This is a genomic window from Thermovenabulum gondwanense (assembly GCF_001601575.1).
Classification (GTDB): Bacteria; Bacillota; Thermosediminibacteria; order Thermosediminibacterales; family Thermosediminibacteraceae; genus Thermovenabulum; species Thermovenabulum gondwanense.
On the sequence record NZ_LOHZ01000022.1, the window covers coordinates 112,989 to 137,793 of the forward strand.

Here is a 24,805-nt window from a genome sequence, read left to right on the forward strand (position 1 = left end):
GATTTAAATTTACATCATCGAAAATCTTTTCTCTGAACTCGCATTGTACAGTTTTTTCTTAACTATGTGGGATTTAAATATTTCTATTTTAGCACATTTTTGCACATTTTTGCAGTTTTTTCTTAACTATGTGGGATTTAAATCTGCGTTGTCCCTGTTAGCGAACGCGCCGACCTGTAGTTTTTTCTTAACTATGTGGGATTTAAATGCTTATGATGTATAGGATGTACCTCAATCCTTTTTGCGTTTTTTCTTAACTATGTGGGATTTAAATTTCAGTAAAGCATCTAACAAGGCATTTTGAGCGGCTCGTTTTTTCTTAACTATGTGGGATTTAAATTCATTATTGCAAGCATACTAATTGGAATGTGCTCGGTATAGTTTTTTCTTAACTATGTGGGATTTAAATCCATGCGCATTTCTCTTGTTTGCACTCTACATCATGCGTTTTTTCTTAACTATGTGGGATTTAAATGTTGAAGAAAAAGCTTCTCAAAATCAGATTAAATAGTTTTTTCTTAACTATGTGGGATTTAAATTCGTTCTTCAAAACGTTTATATATTTGGGTTATTCGAATGTTATTAGGGTTTTTTCTTAACTATGTGGGATTTAAATTTGTTCAGTTTCTGATTATATTATAGCGAACGCTCCGTTCGTTTTTTCTTAACTATGTGGGATTTAAATTAAATTGTGTCCATGACGTCACTAATGTTGCTCGCCGTTTTTTCTTAACTATGTGGGATTTAAATTGGAACGGATTTCGGTGAAATGCCAAAAGGCACTATAAAAGTTTTTTCTTAACTATGTGGGATTTAAATTAGGGACAGGGTTTGGAATAGCAGAGGCTATTTTTATTGTTTTTTCTTAACTATGTGGGATTTAAATGAGTGTGCTTATATTTTTTCGGATCAGACTTTCAGAAGGTTTTTTCTTAACTATGTGGGATTTAAATTTTTTTAATGCTTCTTTTGCTTTTTCGATATAGTTTTGTTTTTTCTTAACTATGTGGGATTTAAATAAATTGTAGAACAGCAGCAGACAGAGCCAGCACCGAAATGTTTTTTCTTAACTATGTGGGATTTAAATGAGAGAAAGAGTAAAGATTAGAGAAAACAGAGGAGAGTTTTTTCTTAACTATGTGGGATTTAAATCGCACATTTTCCAGGAATTCTAACACATCCCCCTGATTAGTTTTTTCTTAACTATGTGGGATTTAAATCGTCCTTTTAGGGCGGGGATGAATGCACAAAGATTGAAACGTTTTTTCTTAACTATGTGGGATTTAAATAGGCTCTGGGCATATCCGAAAGCTCGGTATACTGGAGTTTTTTCTTAACTATGTGGGATTTAAATTTTGCTGTCCGTTACGACTCTTATTTCGACGTACTGTCCGTTTTTTCTTAACTATGTGGGATTTAAATCGGCTACGGCCAGAAACGCTATCCGTAATAGCTCAACGGGTTTTTTCTTAACTATGTGGGATTTAAATGCTTTTTATTGAAGCTAAAGGCGACCACTTGCTTGAACGTTTTTTCTTAACTATGTGGGATTTAAATTTATATAAGGCAACTTATTTAAACAAGATAAAAAAAGTTTTTTCTTAACTATGTGGGATTTAAATTTTGCAAAGATAGCAAGTTTAGATGGTTCATGGGTTCGTTTTTTCTTAACTATGTGGGATTTAAATCAACTACTACCGGACGGCCAAACAGCATCTTTTCACCGTTTTTTCTTAACTATGTGGGATTTAAATGAAAGCGGGACTCTTTCTGCGTTTATGTTGTTTTTCTTGGTTTTTTCTTAACTATGTGGGATTTAAATTTATGCGGATTTTTCTTTGAGTTCAGCGCTGAACTCTGTTTTTTCTTAACTATGTGGGATTTAAATATTAATGTCGTTGGCTCGCTGCTCGTCTGCAAAAAGGTTTTTTCTTAACTATGTGGGATTTAAATCAGCTTGTATATGTGCATACTTCAAGCTATACGCTCGAAGTTTTTTCTTAACTATGTGGGATTTAAATATTTTCACTGCAAACTGCATCTTTTGATTTCGGATTCGTTTTTTCTTAACTATGTGGGATTTAAATTGTAAACAAAATCTGCGAGCTTCTTCCCGTCGTATGTCTGTTTTTTCTTAACTATGTGGGATTTAAATGGGCAGCAATTGCGGATTTGCAAATTGCATTCATGGGTTTTTTCTTAACTATGTGGGATTTAAATGAGAAGCGAATCAAGTGTATCAAACAACTTACGGGCAAGTTTTTTCTTAACTATGTGGGATTTAAATATTGAAGTTTTAAAAATTTATGACGGCTATTTTTGCGTAGGTTTTTTCTTAACTATGTGGGATTTAAATGAATTACGTCGCCTTCGCTGATTTCCTGCGGTGCCCAAGTTTTTTCTTAACTATGTGGGATTTAAATTTGTGAGAAACGTTTCTGGTTCTACTACTACTTTAGGTTTTTTCTTAACTATGTGGGATTTAAATAAACAAGCCTCTGCAATTAGTCGCAAGGCTTCTCGGGTTTTTTCTTAACTATGTGGGATTTAAATTTGCTTTGCTTGATGAATTGAAGGCGTTTCTGGAGCAAAGTTTTTTCTTAACTATGTGGGATTTAAATTCGTAATTTGTGTTTATTGTGAGTATTTTATTAATATGTTTTTTCTTAACTATGTGGGATTTAAATTACAAGGGATTTTATGCAGGATTATAAGAAAAGAAAGTTTTTTCTTAACTATGTGGGATTTAAATTTAAGAGTCATAACTGATAATAATATTATTAAAACGTAGTTTTTTCTTAACTATGTGGGATTTAAATTGATTTTATTGGTGGGGAATTAGGGATTCGAACCCCAGAGTTTTTTCTTAACTATGTGGGATTTAAATAAAACTCATAGTCTTTTGCTATACAATTATAAAATGTTTTTTCTTAACTATGTGGGATTTAAATATTAGTAATTTAAATGATTTAACACAAAAGACTTGGCGTTTTTTCTTAACTATGTGGGATTTAAATTCCCTCTCGCTACATTAAGGGGGGTGTACTATCATTAGTTTTTTCTTAACTATGTGGGATTTAAATGAATATAAATACACCATTTTATCACCTTTCTATTCTGTTTTTTCTTAACTATGTGGGATTTAAATGTACAGTTTTAGACAAATTTCGGCACGTTAAATACTAATGTTTTTTCTTAACTATGTGGGATTTAAATTCTCAAATATTGCAAAAGCATGTCCGGAACAGGGATGTTTTTTCTTAACTATGTGGGATTTAAATGGCAATATTTCCCAAAAACAGTATCGTGGGACGGAAGGTTTTTTCTTAACTATGTGGGATTTAAATGAGCATCCTTTTGCATCATCTTGGCCATTGACTTGGCATTAGTTTTTTCTTAACTATGTGGGATTTAAATCTTTGCAGCAGTCCAGGCTTTTGTCGCTGTTGTATTCAGTGTTTTTTCTTAACTATGTGGGATTTAAATTTCGTTAGTTGTCATATATACACTCCTTTAATAATTATTGTTTTTTCTTAACTATGTGGGATTTAAATTGGGATGTTTATAATTTGATAATGTTATTTAATGAGGTTTTTTCTTAACTATGTGGGATTTAAATGAGCAATCAAGAATCCAATCCCCTTTAGGGGGATGTGGGTTTTTTCTTAACTATGTGGGATTTAAATTACCGTGAATGTAGCGGCCAATCTCGATACGGTGGCGAAGTTTTTTCTTAACTATGTGGGATTTAAATGGCAAGGGTAGCATCGTAGACTGTGCCACCTTTCGCGTTTTTTCTTAACTATGTGGGATTTAAATGACATAGCGAAGCGTCTCCGCATCAGGAAGACCTATATCGTTTTTTCTTAACTATGTGGGATTTAAATTAGCAGTGGTTGCATTTTTTATCCTGGAGCGTCGCTGAAAGTTTTTTCTTAACTATGTGGGATTTAAATTCATGCAATACGGCGAAATATTGCCGGCGGTAATTACGTATCGTTTTTTCTTAACTATGTGGGATTTAAATGAGAGTGCCGATTCTGTCCGAGCCGACCAAGAAATTTCGTTTTTTCTTAACTATGTGGGATTTAAATCTTTTGTCAAATCAAAGCGCCCCACCTTCATATCAGGTTTTTTCTTAACTATGTGGGATTTAAATTCGTAGGGCAAATTCTTTTGCAGATTGGTAAGTGGGCGGTTTTTTCTTAACTATGTGGGATTTAAATAAAAGCTCGTAAAATATAAGCTAAGTCCATTAGGCGTTAGTTTTTTCTTAACTATGTGGGATTTAAATGCTGGAACAGCACCAGAAGACGCTACCAAACTAGCCTTTGTTTTTTCTTAACTATGTGGGATTTAAATAGGTTTGACGAAATAGTGTTCCATGTTGAAATTAGCCAGTTTTTTCTTAACTATGTGGGATTTAAATGATTAGAAGTCGGTGTTTGTGTAGGGTCTATTGTTCTGGTTTTTTCTTAACTATGTGGGATTTAAATGGGGAATTGATGGCCCGGACAATTGGCCTTCCGCACAGTTTTTTCTTAACTATGTGGGATTTAAATTGAAGCAGTATTGAACGGGGCTAAAGTCCTGGCTTCGTTTGGTTTTTTCTTAACTATGTGGGATTTAAATAGAAGACAGCAAAAAGAGATTAAAGTGCTGACAAGAGTTTTTTCTTAACTATGTGGGATTTAAATGCGAAGTTGAATACGTGCTCTTGCGGAGCAGTTCCAGCGTTTTTTCTTAACTATGTGGGATTTAAATCTTTTGACGTGGTGTTTGTCAAACGCTGTGGAAATTGTTTTTTCTTAACTATGTGGGATTTAAATTGCCTTCGAACAATACTTTAGTCTGATCCACTTTGCTTAGTTTTTTCTTAACTATGTGGGATTTAAATGTAGGATGGGTAACGGCTACGGTGATAGCGCTGGCCGTGCGTTTTTTCTTAACTATGTGGGATTTAAATCCAGAAACTTGGTGACATCAAGGAACTAAAAGTGTTCATCAACGTTTTTTCTTAACTATGTGGGATTTAAATGGGAAGAAGATACCGAAAGTAAGAACAAGCTCCGGCGTTTTTTCTTAACTATGTGGGATTTAAATTCGCTTGTTTGAGTCGCTCCCATGCCGCTGAAGCTATTTCGGGTTTTTTCTTAACTATGTGGGATTTAAATGCGTAACATATCATAGTCGCTGTGCCGCCCGCATCGGGATAGTTTTTTCTTAACTATGTGGGATTTAAATGAAACCGCTCTGGCCGTGGATGGCCGTAGGTGCTGCGGTTTTTTCTTAACTATGTGGGATTTAAATCTTGAGCTGTCGATGACAGATGCGCAATTCCTGGAGACGGTTTTTTCTTAACTATGTGGGATTTAAATCCGTCCTGCCTTCTTCTTGAATACGACGCTGGACTACGTTTTTTCTTAACTATGTGGGATTTAAATGTATTGGATGTTACAAAGCAGGTGCTAACAATAACGAAAGTTTTTTCTTAACTATGTGGGATTTAAATTTTGACCCAACAAAGGATTATGTGGTCGCGGCATTGGTTTTTTCTTAACTATGTGGGATTTAAATTTGTGAGAAACGTTTCTGGTTCTACTACTACTTTAGGTTTTTTCTTAACTATGTGGGATTTAAATGCACTGCTGCTTGGCGACAGGGTTAGCATAACTGACGTTTTTTCTTAACTATGTGGGATTTAAATTGCCGAATATCCTGCCTTGACGCAGGAGGAAAAGGACGTTTTTTCTTAACTATGTGGGATTTAAATGAAAGAATTGACCGCATAATACCAGTTAAACTTCCACGTTTTTTCTTAACTATGTGGGATTTAAATTGAAGGTAGCGGAAAAACTACATCAAGCTGGCGTGGTTTTTTCTTAACTATGTGGGATTTAAATGGAAATTGAAAAATGGGATCATCTTAAGCATTTAAAAAGTTTTTTCTTAACTATGTGGGATTTAAATTCAAATACAAAAGCCCAGCTACGGCGAAAAAAGCAATGCCGTTTTTTCTTAACTATGTGGGATTTAAATTATATGCATGGAAGTGGATAGGATAGAGAAAGATATGGCAGATAGTTTTTTCTTAACTATGTGGGATTTAAATATGTGTCAACATTAGCAGATAATGTAGGCGGTTTAGCGTTTTTTCTTAACTATGTGGGATTTAAATATCAAAGAAACACTGCAGTCCCAGAAACACTAATCGTTTTTTCTTAACTATGTGGGATTTAAATTTGTCTAATTTGTCTTTTGCAGAGTATGTGCGGGTTTTCGGTTTTTTCTTAACTATGTGGGATTTAAATGTGATAGACGAAAACGGCAGGGTATTGGTACCGATAAGGTTTTTTCTTAACTATGTGGGATTTAAATAAATGTTGTTGTTCGTTTTTCCGCTAATGTTAATGGTTTTTTCTTAACTATGTGGGATTTAAATTCGATGGATACTTTCAGATATATTACTTCAAATTCATGTTTTTTCTTAACTATGTGGGATTTAAATGCAGGTTCTCCAGTGCGATGGCCTTGCCTTCTTTTTTCGTTTTTTCTTAACTATGTGGGATTTAAATCTGTTCCGGATGTAGTGCCCTGATCCCTCTGTTTACGCTGGTTTTTTCTTAACTATGTGGGATTTAAATGCGGTACCGGCCTTCCATTGTATTTGCTTCCCCGACTCGTTTTTTCTTAACTATGTGGGATTTAAATCTTGCGGATCTTCGGCGTATGTGCCGATAATAATCTTAACCGTTTTTTCTTAACTATGTGGGATTTAAATGTATATTTCCTGTATTAAAATTAATGTCTTGCCATTGAGTTTTTTCTTAACTATGTGGGATTTAAATGGGCATAGCAGACGTGGAACTTCCTAGCCTGGAGGCCGTTTTTTCTTAACTATGTGGGATTTAAATTAGCTGGGCTTGTCTACATCATGGCGCAGTATGTTTGTTTTTTCTTAACTATGTGGGATTTAAATTCTCTAATAAACCAACAATTTAGGGAGGTGGTTTGGGTTTTTTCTTAACTATGTGGGATTTAAATCCGGGTTAGTGAGGAAGCCGCGCTCCAATATGGCCGCGTTTTTTCTTAACTATGTGGGATTTAAATCTGTTGCTACTGTGCTTTCATTTTGCTGTATAGGTAGTGTTTTTTCTTAACTATGTGGGATTTAAATAACATTGTTCCTGCCCCGGATCGCCTTAAATTTGAGGTTTTTTCTTAACTATGTGGGATTTAAATGTGTTACCTGGTCCACCAAAAGCCTGGCCAGTTTGTTGCCTCGTTTTTTCTTAACTATGTGGGATTTAAATTTTTATATCTTTCAGGCATGTATCGGTCGCATGGATATAGTTTTTTCTTAACTATGTGGGATTTAAATTTTCTTGAGTTAAACCGGCATTCTCCCGTGCGATTTTATGTTTTTTCTTAACTATGTGGGATTTAAATTGATGTGCAAAATATTTCTTCGCCCGGTTTTTTCTCCAAAGTTTTTTCTTAACTATGTGGGATTTAAATATAAAAGCGGCAATTGAATTTGAGTCCGTCATGGCTGAGTTTTTTCTTAACTATGTGGGATTTAAATGAATGTTGTGTAATCGCCAGTATATAAAATCGTCCCTGTTTTTTCTTAACTATGTGGGATTTAAATGTAAATTAATAGCAATGATAACGGAAGATGAAACTGGGTTTTTTCTTAACTATGTGGGATTTAAATGGTTTAAAAATAAGCCAAAGGTGCCAGAAATGGCGCGTTTTTTCTTAACTATGTGGGATTTAAATCGTAAAGGAGGTGTGCTGATTGAATCAGGTACCTGAAAAAGTTTTTTCTTAACTATGTGGGATTTAAATGTGTTGATAATCGTGGCAATGTTTTGGTAAGTATCGGTTTTTTCTTAACTATGTGGGATTTAAATTTCTTCCCGTCGAGTAATTATTTCGTCCAGCTCAGCGGTTTTTTCTTAACTATGTGGGATTTAAATCCGCCCCAACGTAGGCCAGCCGATCCGCTCAATGGCCCGCGTTTTTTCTTAACTATGTGGGATTTAAATAAGTTCTGGTCTGATCCAGAAATCAGAGGAGCAGAATTCGTTTTTTCTTAACTATGTGGGATTTAAATGCCCTTGTGGTGCGCCGCCAAGAGCGATGAAAATGTTGTTTTTTCTTAACTATGTGGGATTTAAATTATTGTAAACGGGCAGGTGATGCTATGCCGATGGAGTTAGTTTTTTCTTAACTATGTGGGATTTAAATCAATTTGCGATGCGGTACGTTCTGCATAAGCTATACGTTTTTTCTTAACTATGTGGGATTTAAATAGCCACATGGGAATATGCCAAAATGCGTTGAGCATTGGTTTTTTCTTAACTATGTGGGATTTAAATCATTCATGGCCGTTGCCGATGCAGCTACCGCATTCATGGTTTTTTCTTAACTATGTGGGATTTAAATTTTGGTATTTGTCAGGACCGTGCAGGTCCTTGTAAACCGTTTTTTCTTAACTATGTGGGATTTAAATAAGCCAATGTGCTCGTGCCAACCCAGTATCTTCAACGTTTTTTCTTAACTATGTGGGATTTAAATCCAGTTCCAAACGATGCCGGCAGCAGCAGCGATGCGCATAGTTTTTTCTTAACTATGTGGGATTTAAATTTCTCATTTTCTCTGTACCCAGTCGGCGGCGGATGTGTTTTTTCTTAACTATGTGGGATTTAAATATGGGTGGTATGCGGTTGCTCAAACTTGCCACACAGAGTTTTTTCTTAACTATGTGGGATTTAAATTGCAGTGGAGCTATTACGGATAGCGTTTCTGGCCGTTGGTTTTTTCTTAACTATGTGGGATTTAAATGGATAGAGGGAGTGGAACCTGCATTCTGTACTGCATGTTTTTTCTTAACTATGTGGGATTTAAATTTATAAAGGAAAACAGAAAAAAGCAAAAGATAATACCGTTTTTTCTTAACTATGTGGGATTTAAATAAATGAGAGGAATTTAATAAAGGAGGCAATAAACGACAAGTTTTTTCTTAACTATGTGGGATTTAAATTGTTGGCAATGCCTCAAGCGTTAGTGCGGTCATAGATGAGTCCCGTTTTTTCTTAACTATGTGGGATTTAAATAAGCAACGTCAAAGCCGAAAACGGAAAAAAATTCGTTGTTTTTTCTTAACTATGTGGGATTTAAATTTAGTATTTTCCTTATATAATCCAGCCCTTTTTGATAAGTTTTTTCTTAACTATGTGGGATTTAAATTGATACTATCGGTGATATTACCAATAAAATACCTACTACGAATTTCCTAACCATGTATAAAAAATTCATGTAAAGTATTAAACCGGCAAATGCTAATTTTATTAAGCCGTCTAATATTGCATTATTGTATGGGTTCATAAGTGCCATACTGCTTGACAGGTTTTTTCTTAACTATGTGGGATTTAAATTTACTTGAATCGTTTGGCTATGAAATACTTTTAAAAGTTTTTTCTTAACTATGTGGGATTTAAATCAATTTCCCCTACATCCGTCGAATCAAACTCAATTTGGTTTTTTCTTAACTATGTGGGATTTAAATTCGCCATGCAAATCGAGTATTTGATTGAGCAGTATATTAAGGTTTTTTCTTAACTATGTGGGATTTAAATGCGCGTAAGCTTACGGTTATTGGAGCGGCTAAGCAGGGTTTTTTCTTAACTATGTGGGATTTAAATTTGAAAAAGAAAGGCAGAAAAAAATAAAAGAAGGAAGTTTTTTCTTAACTATGTGGGATTTAAATTCAAGTAAATTCTTTGGTTTTGATATTATCTCAATATGTTTTTTCTTAACTATGTGGGATTTAAATTTTGTCAAGGTGCAAGGCTTTACAAACGCTCGTTTGCGAGTTTTTTCTTAACTATGTGGGATTTAAATGCGTTGCGGATATATAACAACTCACCTGGGAAACGTTTGTGTTTTTTCTTAACTATGTGGGATTTAAATGGCTAAAAAACGGCTTGACATCTACACGTACCAAGTTAGGTTTTTTCTTAACTATGTGGGATTTAAATGTAACACTTCCACACCGTGCCTTGTAGCATTCAGTTTTTTCTTAACTATGTGGGATTTAAATGGTTCCGATATTACCTCAGCAGTAGCTAATGCGACGTTTTTTCTTAACTATGTGGGATTTAAATATGTAAGTCGCACCATTGGGCAATGTCTGAGGATTAGTTTTTTCTTAACTATGTGGGATTTAAATGCAGATATAGGGGCAGCTACCCAGGCCCAAATTCATGATAGTTTTTTCTTAACTATGTGGGATTTAAATTTCTTCCGGAGACATACCGGAGTAAAGGGGTTCACCGTTTTTTCTTAACTATGTGGGATTTAAATTTGATACCGAGTATGTGGATGTCGACATTATCAAAGTTTTTTCTTAACTATGTGGGATTTAAATACTCTCATCACAGTAAATTTTATAAATCGTGACTTAGTTTTTTCTTAACTATGTGGGATTTAAATCAAAGACACATGGCTTGGAAAATATTATCTTTTCCAGTTTTTTCTTAACTATGTGGGATTTAAATCGAAATTTTTCTAGCGACAGGGCTGAAAAATTGACTGTTTTTTCTTAACTATGTGGGATTTAAATTCTTCTTCAACTTTTAGCCGCGAAAGGACTAATTCCGTTTTTTCTTAACTATGTGGGATTTAAATGAGCGTGACTTGATGCCTTTTATCCTGCTTTAATGAATTGTTTTTTCTTAACTATGTGGGATTTAAATATATAGCTTTCCAGGCTGAAACCACAATAGCGCAGTCTCCGGTTTTTTCTTAACTATGTGGGATTTAAATGGAGGTCAGTCCCATCCTCATAAACGCGGAAGTTAATCAAGTTTTTTCTTAACTATGTGGGATTTAAATACAGAATAGTTGCAACATAAATGCTGTCTATATGCTGGTTTTTTCTTAACTATGTGGGATTTAAATGGGTTCAATATATTCTAAAGATGACCAACCACCGGTAAGTTTTTTCTTAACTATGTGGGATTTAAATGGCGTCGGAGAGGCTTTATTGTCATACGTCCCTTCCGTTTTTTCTTAACTATGTGGGATTTAAATGCTTTAATGAATTCACTTTGAATTCACCTCCTAATTAGTTTTTTCTTAACTATGTGGGATTTAAATCTTGTGAGCTGGTCATTACTACGATAGTTTCTACCTCGTTTTTTCTTAACTATGTGGGATTTAAATCCAATATTGCATTCTGTTGTTTATTCTGCTTTTATTATAGTTTTTTCTTAACTATGTGGGATTTAAATGTGTAGACGTCCAGGATGATCGACTAGAAGTTGAGGGTTTTTTCTTAACTATGTGGGATTTAAATTCGATGGAAAAGAGATTATGGAGATCGATAAGTTCAATTATGTTTGCAAGATTAACGGAGTTGATTATCTAAAACAGGTACGGCAAGCCTTGGGACTTAACTAAAAAAAATAAGGCCCACCGCTTTCTTTTCGTCGGTGGGCCTAATATTCTCAATTTTCATCCTTAAAATATCGCTTAGCGAATTTTATGCGACGTTGGAGAGTGAATGGGGAAACATTTTTGTTTTGTTCGGTCCCTCCATCTCCATATAAATTCTCTCCGATAAAGATAACAAAGGCTGCTGCGCCTACGATGAATCCAGGCCAGAACAGCAATTTTCCGAATGTAACTTCTAAAATACTTCCGACAATAATTCCGGGTATTATTGAAAGAGCCAACACGATCGTCCAAATAAACACTCGTATGGCAATATCCAGAATACCCATAATTTTCACCCCTTTAGCTTCATTATATCACGAAAGGAGAAGATAATCCAGTTTTTTCTTAACTATGTGGGATTTAAATACGAGGAGCAGGCAAAGAAAGCCGCTCTCATAAAAGTTTTTTCTTAACTATGTGGGATTTAAATAAAACTTTCCTTGCCCAGGTCGTCCCACAACAGAACGGTTTTTTCTTAACTATGTGGGATTTAAATTGAATGTGGACGTGCTACTGGAGGAAAACAAATTTTTAAGTTTTTTCTTAACTATGTGGGATTTAAATCTGATTAGACTGCTGGAGAGGCCCAATCCTCGAATGAGTTTTTTCTTAACTATGTGGGATTTAAATGGCTCTGTGATGGCCACCGTTTTTAATTCCTGGACCGTCTGGTTTTTTCTTAACTATGTGGGATTTAAATTGGAAAGACGACTACTTCCGCAAGTGCGAGGACTGCAAGTTTTTTCTTAACTATGTGGGATTTAAATGATGCTGCCAGTAGAGCAGGTTGTAAACGACTTGGTTGGTTTTTTCTTAACTATGTGGGATTTAAATGAAGCAGGAAGAGTTGTTTGCGAGGTTTTGGGCGGCCGTTTTTTCTTAACTATGTGGGATTTAAATTGGTCTGGCGGCGGTTACCGTAAAAGTTGATAGGCTTCGTTTTTTCTTAACTATGTGGGATTTAAATGCGGTGCTCCTGGTAAACTTCCAGGATGCTGTAGCGTTTTTTCTTAACTATGTGGGATTTAAATCTCATATAAAGAGACTGCGGAAATCATGGGCGTGAAGTTTTTTCTTAACTATGTGGGATTTAAATGATACCCATGCGGCAAAGCCGGTGAGTGAGGGCATGGAGTTTTTTCTTAACTATGTGGGATTTAAATCAGCATAGGACAGGGTAACGCTAACATCTATAGCCACGTTTTTTCTTAACTATGTGGGATTTAAATGCGGGCTGGTGTGGCAGGTGATTAGGTTTCCTTGCGGTTTTTTCTTAACTATGTGGGATTTAAATCGGCCACTGTTTGCCGAGATGCTGGCAGTTCATCCTGTTTTTTCTTAACTATGTGGGATTTAAATCTATCCGCCCTCAGGCGGCCGCGGCAGGAACTATCAAGTTTTTTCTTAACTATGTGGGATTTAAATGGTCAACAACCTGGTCCGCCGCAACCCTTACAAAAAGTTTTTTCTTAACTATGTGGGATTTAAATGGATACCTTTGAGCGGATGGGGCCTGTTTTGTGGGGGCTAGTTTTTTCTTAACTATGTGGGATTTAAATGGACTTGTGAGCCGTTGTGAAAATCAACTCGGTAATAGTTTTTTCTTAACTATGTGGGATTTAAATGTTTTTAATCGGGTCATCAATAATCGCCACATGGGCACCGTTTTTTCTTAACTATGTGGGATTTAAATCAGCGGAAAGGTCCCGGTTCTTTTGCTCCAGGGCGGCAGTTTTTTCTTAACTATGTGGGATTTAAATGGATTATCCGTGCTTCGGTGCGGGTTCCATTCCACCAGTTTTTTCTTAACTATGTGGGATTTAAATGTCTGAGCAAAAATCTCAGGTCTCATTAATAACTGCAAAGTTTTTTCTTAACTATGTGGGATTTAAATCTGGGTACCCGCACCGGCCCCGGAGCCTGGTGGCCATCGTTTTTTCTTAACTATGTGGGATTTAAATGCGGGTGCTCCTGGTAAACTTCCAGGATGCTGTAGCGTTTTTTCTTAACTATGTGGGATTTAAATCTCATATAAAGAGACTGCGGAAATCATGGGCGTGAAGTTTTTTCTTAACTATGTGGGATTTAAATGATACCCATGCGGCAAAGCCGGTGAGTGAGGGCATGGAGTTTTTTCTTAACTATGTGGGATTTAAATCAGCATAGGACAGGGTAACGCTAACATCTATAGCCACGTTTTTTCTTAACTATGTGGGATTTAAATGCGGGCTGGTGTGGCAGGTGATTAGGTTTCCTTGCGGTTTTTTCTTAACTATGTGGGATTTAAATCGGCCACTGTTTGCCGAGATGCTGGCAGTTCATCCTGTTTTTTCTTAACTATGTGGGATTTAAATCTATCCGCCCTCAGGCGGCCGCGGCAGGAACTATCAAGTTTTTTCTTAACTATGTGGGATTTAAATGGTCAACAACCTGGTCCGCCGCAACCCTTACAAAAAGTTTTTTCTTAACTATGTGGGATTTAAATGGATACCTTTGAGCGGATGGGGCCTGTTTTGTGGGGGCTAGTTTTTTCTTAACTATGTGGGATTTAAATGGACTTGTGAGCCGTTGTGAAAATCAACTCGGTAATAGTTTTTTCTTAACTATGTGGGATTTAAATGTTTTTAATCGGGTCATCAATAATCGCCACATGGGCACCGTTTTTTCTTAACTATGTGGGATTTAAATCAGCGGAAAGGTCCCGGTTCTTTTGCTCCAGGGCGGCAGTTTTTTCTTAACTATGTGGGATTTAAATGGATTATCCGTGCTTCGGTGCGGGTTCCATTCCACCAGTTTTTTCTTAACTATGTGGGATTTAAATGATTTTAAGTCAAAAGAAGATGTTGATAAATGGTTTGTTTTTTCTTAACTATGTGGGATTTAAATCTGTTACTTCCTCAAAAGGTTTATCTAAACAAGGTTGTTTTTTCTTAACTATGTGGGATTTAAATCTGAGCATCGCTTAAAGTTTCGGGTGGATTAATATCGTTTTTTCTTAACTATGTGGGATTTAAATGAATACGACGAAGTCTTGGCGAAGCTGGCTAAACGGAGTTTTTTCTTAACTATGTGGGATTTAAATTAGTCATGATTAGGTTTAAGTGTTTTCTGAACAATTGCGTTTTTTCTTAACTATGTGGGATTTAAATGTTGCAATATAATCAAGCCATCTTACTATACTGCTAAGTTTTTTCTTAACTATGTGGGATTTAAATTTCTCTGCCCAATCTATCTTTAAAACCGGTTAAACCGTTTTTTCTTAACTATGTGGGATTTAAATAAAAGTTTCTTGAGTTCTTCTGCGTCTTGCCTAATTGTTTTTTCTTAACTATGTGGGATTTAAATGTATGTGGTGTAACTGAAAAAGTCACATTTCCTGTTGTAGTTTTTTCTTAACTATGTGGGATTTAAATTTTTTGGTAACGTATGATGGCGTAAGCGTAACAGAAGGTTTTTTCTTAACTATGTGGGATTTAAATTGTGGAATGGGTGGCAAATGCTACGGTGGCGGCGGTGGGTTTTTTCTTAACTATGTGGGATTTAAATTCGTGAGTTTGCAGAGTGCGAGGGCCTTAACTATAAGTTTTTTCTTAACTATGTGGGATTTAAATTTTATAATAGCTGATTATAACAATATCGTTATAATAGTTTTTTCTTAACTATGTGGGATTTAAATCAGCGCAACGAAACAGGGCGATGCCGAAACATTCCGCAGTTTTTTCTTAACTATGTGGGATTTAAATGTGCCATTGTTGCAAGTCATAGTCGCTTTCCTTTATTTGTTTTTTCTTAACTATGTGGGATTTAAATGCTTGCAAAAGAACAGAGCCTGCCACGCCTCTGGGTGTTTTTTCTTAACTATGTGGGATTTAAATCAAAATTGGGAGAGCGGGAGAGCCTTTCGGCAAGCTCCCGTTTTTTCTTAACTATGTGGGATTTAAATGAGCTAATGATGAAAGGGCAGAAGGCAAAATAAGAGTTTTTTCTTAACTATGTGGGATTTAAATAAGGGAAGCTGAACAGCGAAGTTGGCCTGAAGGGGATAGGTTTTTTCTTAACTATGTGGGATTTAAATATGCCGACTTCAATCGCATTGAAGGAAACATTCTTGAACGTTTTTTCTTAACTATGTGGGATTTAAATGTGATAGAGTGCATGGCCAGGACGACTACAGCGACCGTTTTTTCTTAACTATGTGGGATTTAAATTTACGAGAGAGCTATTCCGCTACAGGCAAATCGCTGGGTTTTTTCTTAACTATGTGGGATTTAAATCTGACTACATATTCCCCATATTCATTCTGTTCCAAGGTTTTTTCTTAACTATGTGGGATTTAAATGCTAATGCCATTATTATCCGACCTCCTTGATTATTCTAAGTTTTTTCTTAACTATGTGGGATTTAAATGAAATTGATGGCTGAGTATGGAGGTGGGCAGTAATGGGGTTTTTTCTTAACTATGTGGGATTTAAATTTATTGTGTCATCAGGATTTGTTTGCTGTAATAACTACGTTTTTTCTTAACTATGTGGGATTTAAATTGCAACGGTGCGCATTTCTCACAGGTAGGATAATGTGTGTTTTTTCTTAACTATGTGGGATTTAAATTGGTTTATTAGAAACCTTCTCTGCCATTTGATGCTCACCTCCTTGCAAGAAGGCATAAAAATACCACCTCAACCGCTTTGGTTGGGTGGTCTAATGTGCAAACACCTTTATTTCTGTCGCTAATTCTCTTATTGGGACACCATCGATTTTGTAATCATCCAAAAACTCCTCTATCGTATCATATTCTTTTTCCGTCTCTGGTTTATTGTACTCGCAAATATAAATCTTGTCATAATACAAAAGTGAATAATCTTTACCCTTATACTCAAACTCAATCTCGCCTATCCTCTCTAAATCCTCAATAAACTCGTTTAAATCCTTATAAGTATCATACATCATTCTTCATCACTCCAAATATCCTTGATTTTTTCTTTTTCTACTTCAGTTAATGGTCTGAATTCCCTTTGTCTTTCGCCATTCTTCCAATCATGTGCATGAGGGACAATAGGATGCGTTTTGGGATGTCCGTGATCCGTTAAATCGATATCCACTTTTGCATTACCTTTTTCGTCATAAAATCTTCTCTGGGTTATTTTGTCCAACTTGGGATTCAGCAAATCTACAACTGCATTAGGGAAAGCTTTTACACTCTTATTTGTTGTGCCTTTGATAGTAATTATACCACTTTCCTCATCAATTTTCACTATGTTATTTATATTCAAGTTTTCAAGGTATTTATTAAGTCCATTCAAATAATGTTTATCGATATTGTTTATCTTGTCACCTACTTTTTCATAGCTCTTTTTCAATTTTTCAGCAGCTTTTAGCCGTTCTATCAATGGAGCTTGCTCATTGTATAAAACTTCCCTTGCTCTTCTCCTGATAGTCTGTATTGTCACCTTGTCACGCATCTCTTTATAAGCCTGTTTTTCCTTTTCGCTTCTTGGGTCCTCGGTCAACGAGTTTTTTCTTAACTATGTGGGATTTAAATAAGCTTTTTTGCTAAATTTCCCCCATTCAAAACTCATTCGTTTTTTCTTAACTATGTGGGATTTAAATTTTCATATTTTTACTATGCACTGCCCTTCCTATGCTTCACCGTTTTTTCTTAACTATGTGGGATTTAAATTAGACTGCGCTTTTTGCTCTGGGTTAAATTATATATTTGTTTTTTCTTAACTATGTGGGATTTAAATGCTACCGACAATAATAAGCAGCGAAAAGACGCCAGAGCGTTTTTTCTTAACTATGTGGGATTTAAATGAAGAAGAACGCCTGCTAGCATCTGTCGCCTACCAGGGTTTTTTCTTAACTATGTGGGATTTAAATCCTCTATAGACTGGTCAAGGAATGGGTCGGTGTAGTCGTTTTTTCTTAACTATGTGGGATTTAAATTTGTCCCGTCGTCATGTTCAACCCCCAGCCAAGCCGTTTTTTCTTAACTATGTGGGATTTAAATGCGCAATTTCTAAAGCCTTTTTGTTGTAGTCTCGTATGTTTTTTCTTAACTATGTGGGATTTAAATGTGGCACCTTGCGCACGTAACCATATTGCATTCCTCCGTTTTTTCTTAACTATGTGGGATTTAAATCGGCTTGGCAAAATCAAGCTCGGCAAAAAAGACGAAAAGGTTTTTTCTTAACTATGTGGGATTTAAATTGCAAGTTGAAAGTGATGTGAAAGGGTGATGAGTTGTTTTTTCTTAACTATGTGGGATTTAAATTCGAGATAATACACCTAAGGAGGTTAGCGATAAAGTTGTTTTTTCTTAACTATGTGGGATTTAAATTTCGTACCACGCGCGGATTGTCAACGCGGGCGGCACGCTGTTTTTTCTTAACTATGTGGGATTTAAATTTCTTCCTCAATCCTTGCCAGTTCTTCGTCCGCGTCAGGTTTTTTCTTAACTATGTGGGATTTAAATGGACATTGGAGCGGCCATGTTTTCGTCTATCAGAAGAAGTTTTTTCTTAACTATGTGGGATTTAAATCTGGATTATATAAGCTCCGTCGGTATCTGGTGTATCAGTTTTTTCTTAACTATGTGGGATTTAAATGCGTCTGAAGCTGTTCATTGACGTTTACTTACAGCTGTTTTTTCTTAACTATGTGGGATTTAAATTGTTACTTTCGGCGACGGTGTATCTGAAGACTGGACTTGTTTTTTCTTAACTATGTGGGATTTAAACAATTACTGTTTTAAAAGCTGATGTGCAATGTGGAGATGGTTTTCTCTTAACTATGTGGGATTTAAACTACTAACGAAAAGGTACTTTTTCCATCAAACCTCTACGTTTTCTCTTAACTATGTGGGATTTAAACAAGTATATGTAAATGATTTAAATCGCGCTCTCAAATTTGGTTTTCTCTTAACTATGTGGGATTTAAACTTAACACAGTCGTCCATGGCCTTGTAGAGGAATGTCAAAGTTTTCTCTTAACTATGTGGGATTTAAACCTGCAATACTTGCGTTGGCTGGTCGAAGCAGGGGCCAGGTTTTCTCTTAACTATGTGGGATTTAAACAGACGATGAAGTTGATCAATTATGGGCGGAAGCATTGTTTTCTCTTAACTATGTGGGATTTAAACGTTCAGCCCGAACCAAATAATGTGATTACCGCCCTCGTTTTCTCTTAACTATGTGGGATTTAAACTACAGTTTCTTGTAATTGGACATGGCCATGTTGGTTCGTTTTCTCTTAACTATGTGGGATTTAAACTGCGTTCTTTTTCTGCGGTCTCTTGGCTTTTCTTTAACTGTTTTCTCTTAACTATGTGGGATTTAAACCGACCTTCATTGACGGCACTCGCTCTCCCGAGACCCGTTTTCTCTTAACTATGTGGGATTTAAACGCGGAGGAATGTAAACGAAGGATAAGGCAAGATCCAAGGTTTTCTCTTAACTATGTGGGATTTAAACTTTTGAATATGCGGACGGGGAGGTGAAAGAGTGGCAACGTTTTCTCTTAACTATGTGGGATTTAAACAGAGATGAAACCGGAAGTCTTTTTTTATTGCTTCTACGTTTTCTCTTAACTATGTGGGATTTAAACAGAGATGAAACCGGAAGTCTTTTTTTATTGCTTCTACGTTTTCTCTTAACTATGTGGGATTTAAACGAAAGAAGCTGGAGCAACCAACATCAGATACCACTGGGTTTTCTCTTAACTATGTGGGATTTAAACCGTTAGAAAAGTCCTGGCCAGTAGTATTGGCAATGTGGTTTTCTCTTAACTATGTGGGATTTAAACAAATACTTGGAAAAGCGCGTGGTTGAATTATTAAACAAGTTTTCTCTTAACTATGTGGGATTTAAACCCAACTGTGCTTCAAGCTGTTTCTTAGCTTCGTTCACTTCGTTTTCTCTTAACTATGTGGGATTTAAACCTTGAAGTTTTGCGAATCTCAAATACTCTGGGATTTGTTTTCTCTTAACTATGTGGGATTTAAACCTTTCTTTGATAACCGAATAAGGCTTGTTGGTTAACAGTTTTCTCTTAACTATGTGGGATTTAAACTACAAAGAGATAGTTGAGCTTTATAACGAGATATGTGGTTTTCTCTTAACTATGTGGGATTTAAACTTCAATGCATCAGCAATTATTTTGATTATATTGTCGTTTTCTCTTAACTATGTGGGATTTAAACCAGCAGAACTTCAGGATAAAATATTTGCTTCAGCAGTTTTCTCTTAACTATGTGGGATTTAAACCGGATTTACCCAGCTCTTTTTTATTGCCAATGCGTCGTTTTCTCTTAACTATGTGGGATTTAAACTAATCGTGGTTTGCGTGTAGGGTTTGCTGAACAACCTTCGTTTTCTCTTAACTATGTGGGATTTAAACGATAGAAAATCGCTGTCCTCTGCTTTCTGGAATAATCCGGTTTTCTCTTAACTATGTGGGATTTAAACATATAGTGTGACGTATTCTGTCACGCTGGTACGGGTTTGTTTTCTCTTAACTATGTGGGATTTAAACTTTGGTAATTTCGCTTTATAAATTCTATCTCTCTATCGTTTTCTATTAACTATGTGGGATTTAAACGTAACAACTCGAAAAAGTTTTCTCTTACAATTTGACAGTTTTCTCTTAACTATGTGGGATTTAAACTTTCTCAGCTTTATATTCTGATAGCCATACGACCTTCTTCGTTTTCTCTTAACTATGTGGGATTTAAACTATGAGGATAGTGGGTTGACAGTAAGTTAGAGATTTGTGTTTTCTCTTAACTATGTGGGATTTAAACCAAGTGCAGTTATATTAAGAATTTCAGGGATTCTCTGTTTTCTCTTAACTATGTGGGATTTAAACTTGTAAGTATCTGCAATTCCAATTTCGTAGATGGATTTAAGTTTTCTCTTAACTATGTGGGATTTAAACGCGTGTCCGAATTAGCCGCTTCCTTTTCTCGCTAATTTCGTTTTCTCTTAACTATGTGGGATTTAAACGAGTGTGTGACGCGCTCAACAGTTTCACAAAAAAAGTTTTCTCTTAACTATGTGGGATTTAAACCAGGGTATGATTACAACGTGGTTCAGACAAAAGTAAAGTTTTCTCTTAACTATGTGGGATTTAAACGGGATGAAGGAAAGCATGTCCCAACTCATGAGCGCAGAGTTTTCTCTTAACTATGTGGGATTTAAACGATGAAGGTATTAAATCACATGATATCATCTGCAATGTTTTCTCTTAACTATGTGGGATTTAAACTCCATAACGGTATAATTTCTTCGCTGGGAATCTTTTTGAGTTTTCTCTTAACTATGTGGGATTTAAACAAAAAGGAACTACTCAAAGAAGCAAAACAATATTTCGTTTTCTCTTAACTATGTGGGATTTAAACGGGATATGGTAAGAACTGAATTCTTATCAACATTGAAGCGTTTTCTCTTAACTATGTGGGATTTAAACAAATTCTATTATAAGGTTGTTCCTTTGGAATGTTTATTGCATAATTAAAATGGACAGAGTTGCAAAATAAAATCCCCACTTTTGCAACTCAAAAATCCCCAAATATGCAAAGGTCATTGCAGGCACCCATAAAAAATATTACCCTTGTAGTTAAGGACAAAAACTGCAAGGGAGGATTGGAGGATGCTTACAATGACCCAAATTAATGATATCAGACATTCGTTCTTTTTTAAAGGAGAAAATATCAGTGAGATAGCTCGTGAGTTCAAAAAAGATCGAAAAACAGTGCGTAAATACATCTATCAAGAGGACTGGAATATGAAACTTAAAGCTAAGGAAATCGAAAATGCATTTCCAAAACTCAACCCTTTCAAAGCTGATATAGACCAATGGCTTGAAGAAGATAAAAAAGCTCGAAAAAAGCAGCGTCATACCGCTAAGAGAATTTATGATAGGCTTTGCGAAAAATACAAAGATAATTTTAACTGTTCTTATCGCACAGTTGCAGCTTATGTAGCATCGAAAAAGAAAGAGATTTATCAGGATAATTCTTGCTGTCTGCCGTTAGAGCACATTCCAGGTGAAGCACAGGTTGATTTCGGTGAAGCTGACTTTTACGAAAATGGAATACTTTATCACGGTTTTTATCTTAATGTATCTTTCCCTTATAGTAATGCTGGATTTACCCAACTTTTCAAGGGTGAAAACCGTGAATGCCTATTTCAAGGCTTAAAAAACATATTTGAATACATTGGTGGAGTCCCGCCTATACTATGGTTTGATGACCCGAGCACATTAGTGGCAGCTATCCTAAAGGATGGAGAACGCAAACTAACCGATGCTTTTCTAAGATTCAAAGAGCATTATGGCTTTGAAGCAGTATTCTGCAACCCGGCAGCCGGGCATGAAAAGGGTAATGTGGAAAACAAAGTAGGATACCATAGACGTAACTTCTTAGTCCCAGTCCCAAAGTTTGAAAAGTTAGAGGATTTTAACCGAGAACTCCTGCAATTATGCGAACAAGATATGTATCGTGAGCACTACCGGAAGGACGGGACTCACGCAGAGATTTTCAATGAAGATAAAAAAGCTTTGCTTAAACTTCCTGATATTCCTTATGAGGTTGCCGATTACATAACTGTTAAAACCAATGCATATGCAAAATTCAGCTTAAATGGAGGGAAACATATATATTCTACCGCACCAAAATACGCCAATAGCCGAATACTTGTAAAAATAACGGCTAATGAGGTAATACCGCTGGATGAAAGTCACAGGGAAATCGTTCGTCACCGCAGGCTTTACGGGGATTCCAAACAGGAAAGCATGGACTGGCTGCCTTATCTCACTCAACTATCCCGCTGTCCTGGAGCCCTAAAATATTCAGGAATTTACAACATGCTGCCTGATCCTCTCAGAGAATACCTTGAAGGATGTAGTAAAAGTGAACGCGGTAAAGCACTTAAGATTCTTGCTTCTCTTTGTATAGAAAGCAGTTTTGAAAAGGCTTTAAGCGCTGTAACCCAGGCAATACTTTATGGGGTAAAGGATTTAGACAGTTTAATAGCCATCCATAGCAGGATAACTGGTATAACCCCTCAATTAGAACTGGTAAGACTTCCTGAAGAAATTCCAGAATTAAAGGCATTTAGTTTTAATGCTGAGGAATACGATAAAGCCTTTTTGAAAGGCGGTGCTAATATATATGCTAAGGGATGAAATTGCAGATTGCTGTAAAGCATTAAAACTAAGTCAAAATTTTGCAGAAAACTTCGATAAGATAGAAGCTAAAAGTCACGGCGAATACCTTTTAAAACTTCTTAAGTTAGAGATTGAACACAGAGAAACAAGAAAAAGAGAAAGGCTTCTTAAAAAAGCCGGATTTTACACAATAAAAACCTTTGCCGATTACATATTTGACGAAATAAAGTTACCCACAGGGCTAACTCAAAAGGATTTGAAAGAATGTAAATTTATAGAAGAAAAACGGAACCTAATTCTTTACGGCAATGTAGGAACGGGGAAAACCCATCTTGCTACAGCAATTGGAGTAGAAGCCTGCAAAAAAGGATTAAACGTTAAATTTTTCCGTACTGCAGCGTTAGTAAATAGGCTTGGGGAAGCCAGGAAAAGAGGTGAACTTTCCGGATTACTGAAACAGTTTTCAAAATTGGATCTTTTAATCTGTGACGAATGGGGTTATGTTCCATTGGAACGTGAAGGGGCTCAGCTTTTATTTCAGGTAATTTCAGATTGCTACGAACGCAGGAGTGTAGTTATTACTACAAATCTTGAATTCAGTCGTTGGGCATCAATATTTTATGATGAACAGATGACAACCGCTATGATAGACCGGCTAATACACCACAGCTACTTGTTAATATTTGATGGTCAAAGCTACAGGATGAGGCAATCACTCATGAGGCAATTAAGTTAACATAAAAATTCCCCACTGGTGCCTGGGGAAAAATCTTTGCAATATTGGGGAATTTACTCTTGCAAAAAACACTTTGGAACTTGAAAGTTTTCTCTTAACTATGTGGGATTTAAACTTTGAAAATTGAAAAGGAAGATATTCCAGCATATTTTTGTTTTCTCTTAACTATGTGGGATTTAAACGATGGTGAATATGAACTTACAGTGGTTGATTCAGATGTTTTCTCTTAACTATGTGGGATTTAAACCAATTGCTTTTGAAAACCTGTTCTTTGACTTATTCGTTTTCTCTTAACTATGTGGGATTTAAACGTGCAGGAAGGTTAAAAAATAAAAAAATTTTAAAGGAGTTTTCTCTTAACTATGTGGGATTTAAACTTTATTGTAGATTTTCCCCTGCCTACACTTTTTTTCGTTTTCTCTTAACTATGTGGGATTTAAACTAAAAAGACTTTCGGGCTGTAATTAGGGTTTACTTAGGTTTTCTCTTAACTATGTGGGATTTAAACGTGGAGATACTATCCGGCAAGTGGGACAATATTTATCGTTTTCTCTTAACTATGTGGGATTTAAACGAGGGTGAAAAGATTGTGCTTGAAGGAGAAGAAATACCGTTTTCTCTTAACTATGTGGGATTTAAACTAATCCTTCCGCTTCCCAACACCTCCCCAGTTAACCATTCGTTTTCTCTTAACTATGTGGGATTTAAACGCTGGACGTAAATTGACCCGCTTTCTATGTTTACATGTTTTCTCTTAACTATGTGGGATTTAAACGGGGGGCGGTCCGAACGCAACGTAACGAGGGGCTGGAAGTTTTCTCTTAACTATGTGGGATTTAAACCTTGCTTTCATCGTATGTATCCGCAATCCCAATTTCGTGTTTTCTCTTAACTATGTGGGATTTAAACAATTAAAAGAAAAACCCTTCCCCATTTCGTCGGGAAGTTTTCTCTTAACTATGTGGGATTTAAACCTGGTACGGGTTTAATTCTGGCGTGGGGATACTGTTAAGTTTTCTCTTAACTATGTGGGATTTAAACCGATGGAAGGAGAACCAGTAGACATCGAAACCAGCCTGCGTTTTCTCTTAACTATGTGGGATTTAAACGCGCATCATTGAAAAAAAGATGCCTAAAGTCATAGTGTTTTCTCTTAACTATGTGGGATTTAAACGGCCGAGACATTCTGGAAGATTGCACAGGCTGCAGGGTTTTCTCTTAACTATGTGGGATTTAAACCAAGCTCTGCATATCTGGCCTCGCGCATCTTCATGTAGTTTTCTCTTAACTATGTGGGATTTAAACATTGTAACTGAAACAGAATATATGAATGCTCTAAATGCGTTTTCTCTTAACTATGTGGGATTTAAACATATTATTCAACTACAACGATTCGTGTAT

At 36.0% G+C, this 24,805-nt stretch carries 7 protein-coding genes and 5 CRISPR repeat arrays (2 of these 12 only partly in view); of the genes, 4 read left to right on the forward strand and 3 right to left on the reverse strand.

What is annotated here, in order from left to right; translation table 11 throughout:
- Positions 1-9,256: direct repeats of the CRISPR family, unit length 29 nt; unit sequence GTTTTTTCTTAACTATGTGGGATTTAAAT (it extends 3,278 nt beyond the left edge of the window).
- A 158-nt stretch (positions 9,257-9,414) separates the two neighbouring features.
- Positions 9,415-11,366: a CRISPR direct-repeat array (repeat unit 29 nt; unit sequence GTTTTTTCTTAACTATGTGGGATTTAAAT).
- Positions 11,367-11,382: 16 nt separating this feature from the next.
- A complete protein-coding gene (locus ATZ99_RS12275; RefSeq protein ID WP_083947320.1) occupies positions 11,383-11,469 on the forward strand; it encodes a phage major tail tube protein in 87 nt (28 codons plus the stop codon).
- Positions 11,470-11,516: 47 nt separating this feature from the next.
- Here the strand turns inward: ATZ99_RS12275 and ATZ99_RS03100 are convergent, their stop codons facing one another.
- From ATZ99_RS03100 to ATZ99_RS03110, 3 genes are all read right to left on the reverse strand, one after another.
- Positions 11,517-11,792 carry a hypothetical protein gene (locus tag ATZ99_RS03100; RefSeq protein WP_068747782.1) on the reverse strand — a complete coding sequence of 92 codons (276 nt, stop codon included), beginning with the start codon at positions 11,790-11,792 and terminating at the stop codon, positions 11,517-11,519.
- A 50-nt stretch (positions 11,793-11,842) separates the two neighbouring features.
- Positions 11,843-16,114: direct repeats of the CRISPR family, unit length 29 nt; unit sequence GTTTTTTCTTAACTATGTGGGATTTAAAT.
- A gap of 89 nt (positions 16,115-16,203) precedes the next feature.
- Entirely contained in the window at positions 16,204-16,452 is a 249-nt protein-coding gene (locus tag ATZ99_RS03105; RefSeq protein ID WP_068747783.1) for a hypothetical protein, read from the reverse strand.
- Positions 16,449-16,964, reverse strand: a complete 516-nt coding sequence (locus ATZ99_RS03110) for a hypothetical protein (RefSeq protein WP_157074692.1) — start codon at positions 16,962-16,964, stop codon at positions 16,449-16,451. The genes ATZ99_RS03105 and ATZ99_RS03110 overlap by 4 nt, the downstream gene beginning before the upstream one ends.
- 51 nt (positions 16,965-17,015) lie before the next feature.
- Positions 17,016-20,967: direct repeats of the CRISPR family, unit length 29 nt; unit sequence GTTTTTTCTTAACTATGTGGGATTTAAAT.
- A 59-nt stretch (positions 20,968-21,026) separates the two neighbouring features.
- On the opposite strand from ATZ99_RS03110, the gene ATZ99_RS11910 reads away from it, so the two are divergent.
- From ATZ99_RS11910 to istB, 3 genes are read left to right on the forward strand one after another with little or no spacing between them, the layout of a single operon-like run.
- On the forward strand, positions 21,027-21,173 hold the full coding sequence (locus tag ATZ99_RS11910) for a hypothetical protein (protein ID WP_187694819.1): 147 nt from the start codon (positions 21,027-21,029) through the stop codon (positions 21,171-21,173).
- Entirely contained in the window at positions 21,160-22,686 is a 1,527-nt protein-coding gene (gene istA / locus ATZ99_RS03115; protein WP_083947322.1) for an IS21 family transposase, read from the forward strand. Before ATZ99_RS11910 ends, istA begins: the two co-directional genes overlap by 14 nt.
- Positions 22,673-23,404, forward strand: coding sequence for an IS21-like element helper ATPase IstB (gene istB / locus ATZ99_RS03120; protein WP_068747786.1), 732 nt, complete (start codon positions 22,673-22,675; stop codon positions 23,402-23,404). Before istA ends, istB begins: the two co-directional genes overlap by 14 nt.
- An 86-nt stretch (positions 23,405-23,490) precedes the next feature.
- Positions 23,491-24,805: direct repeats of the CRISPR family, unit length 29 nt; unit sequence GTTTTCTCTTAACTATGTGGGATTTAAAC; it runs 237 nt beyond the window's last position.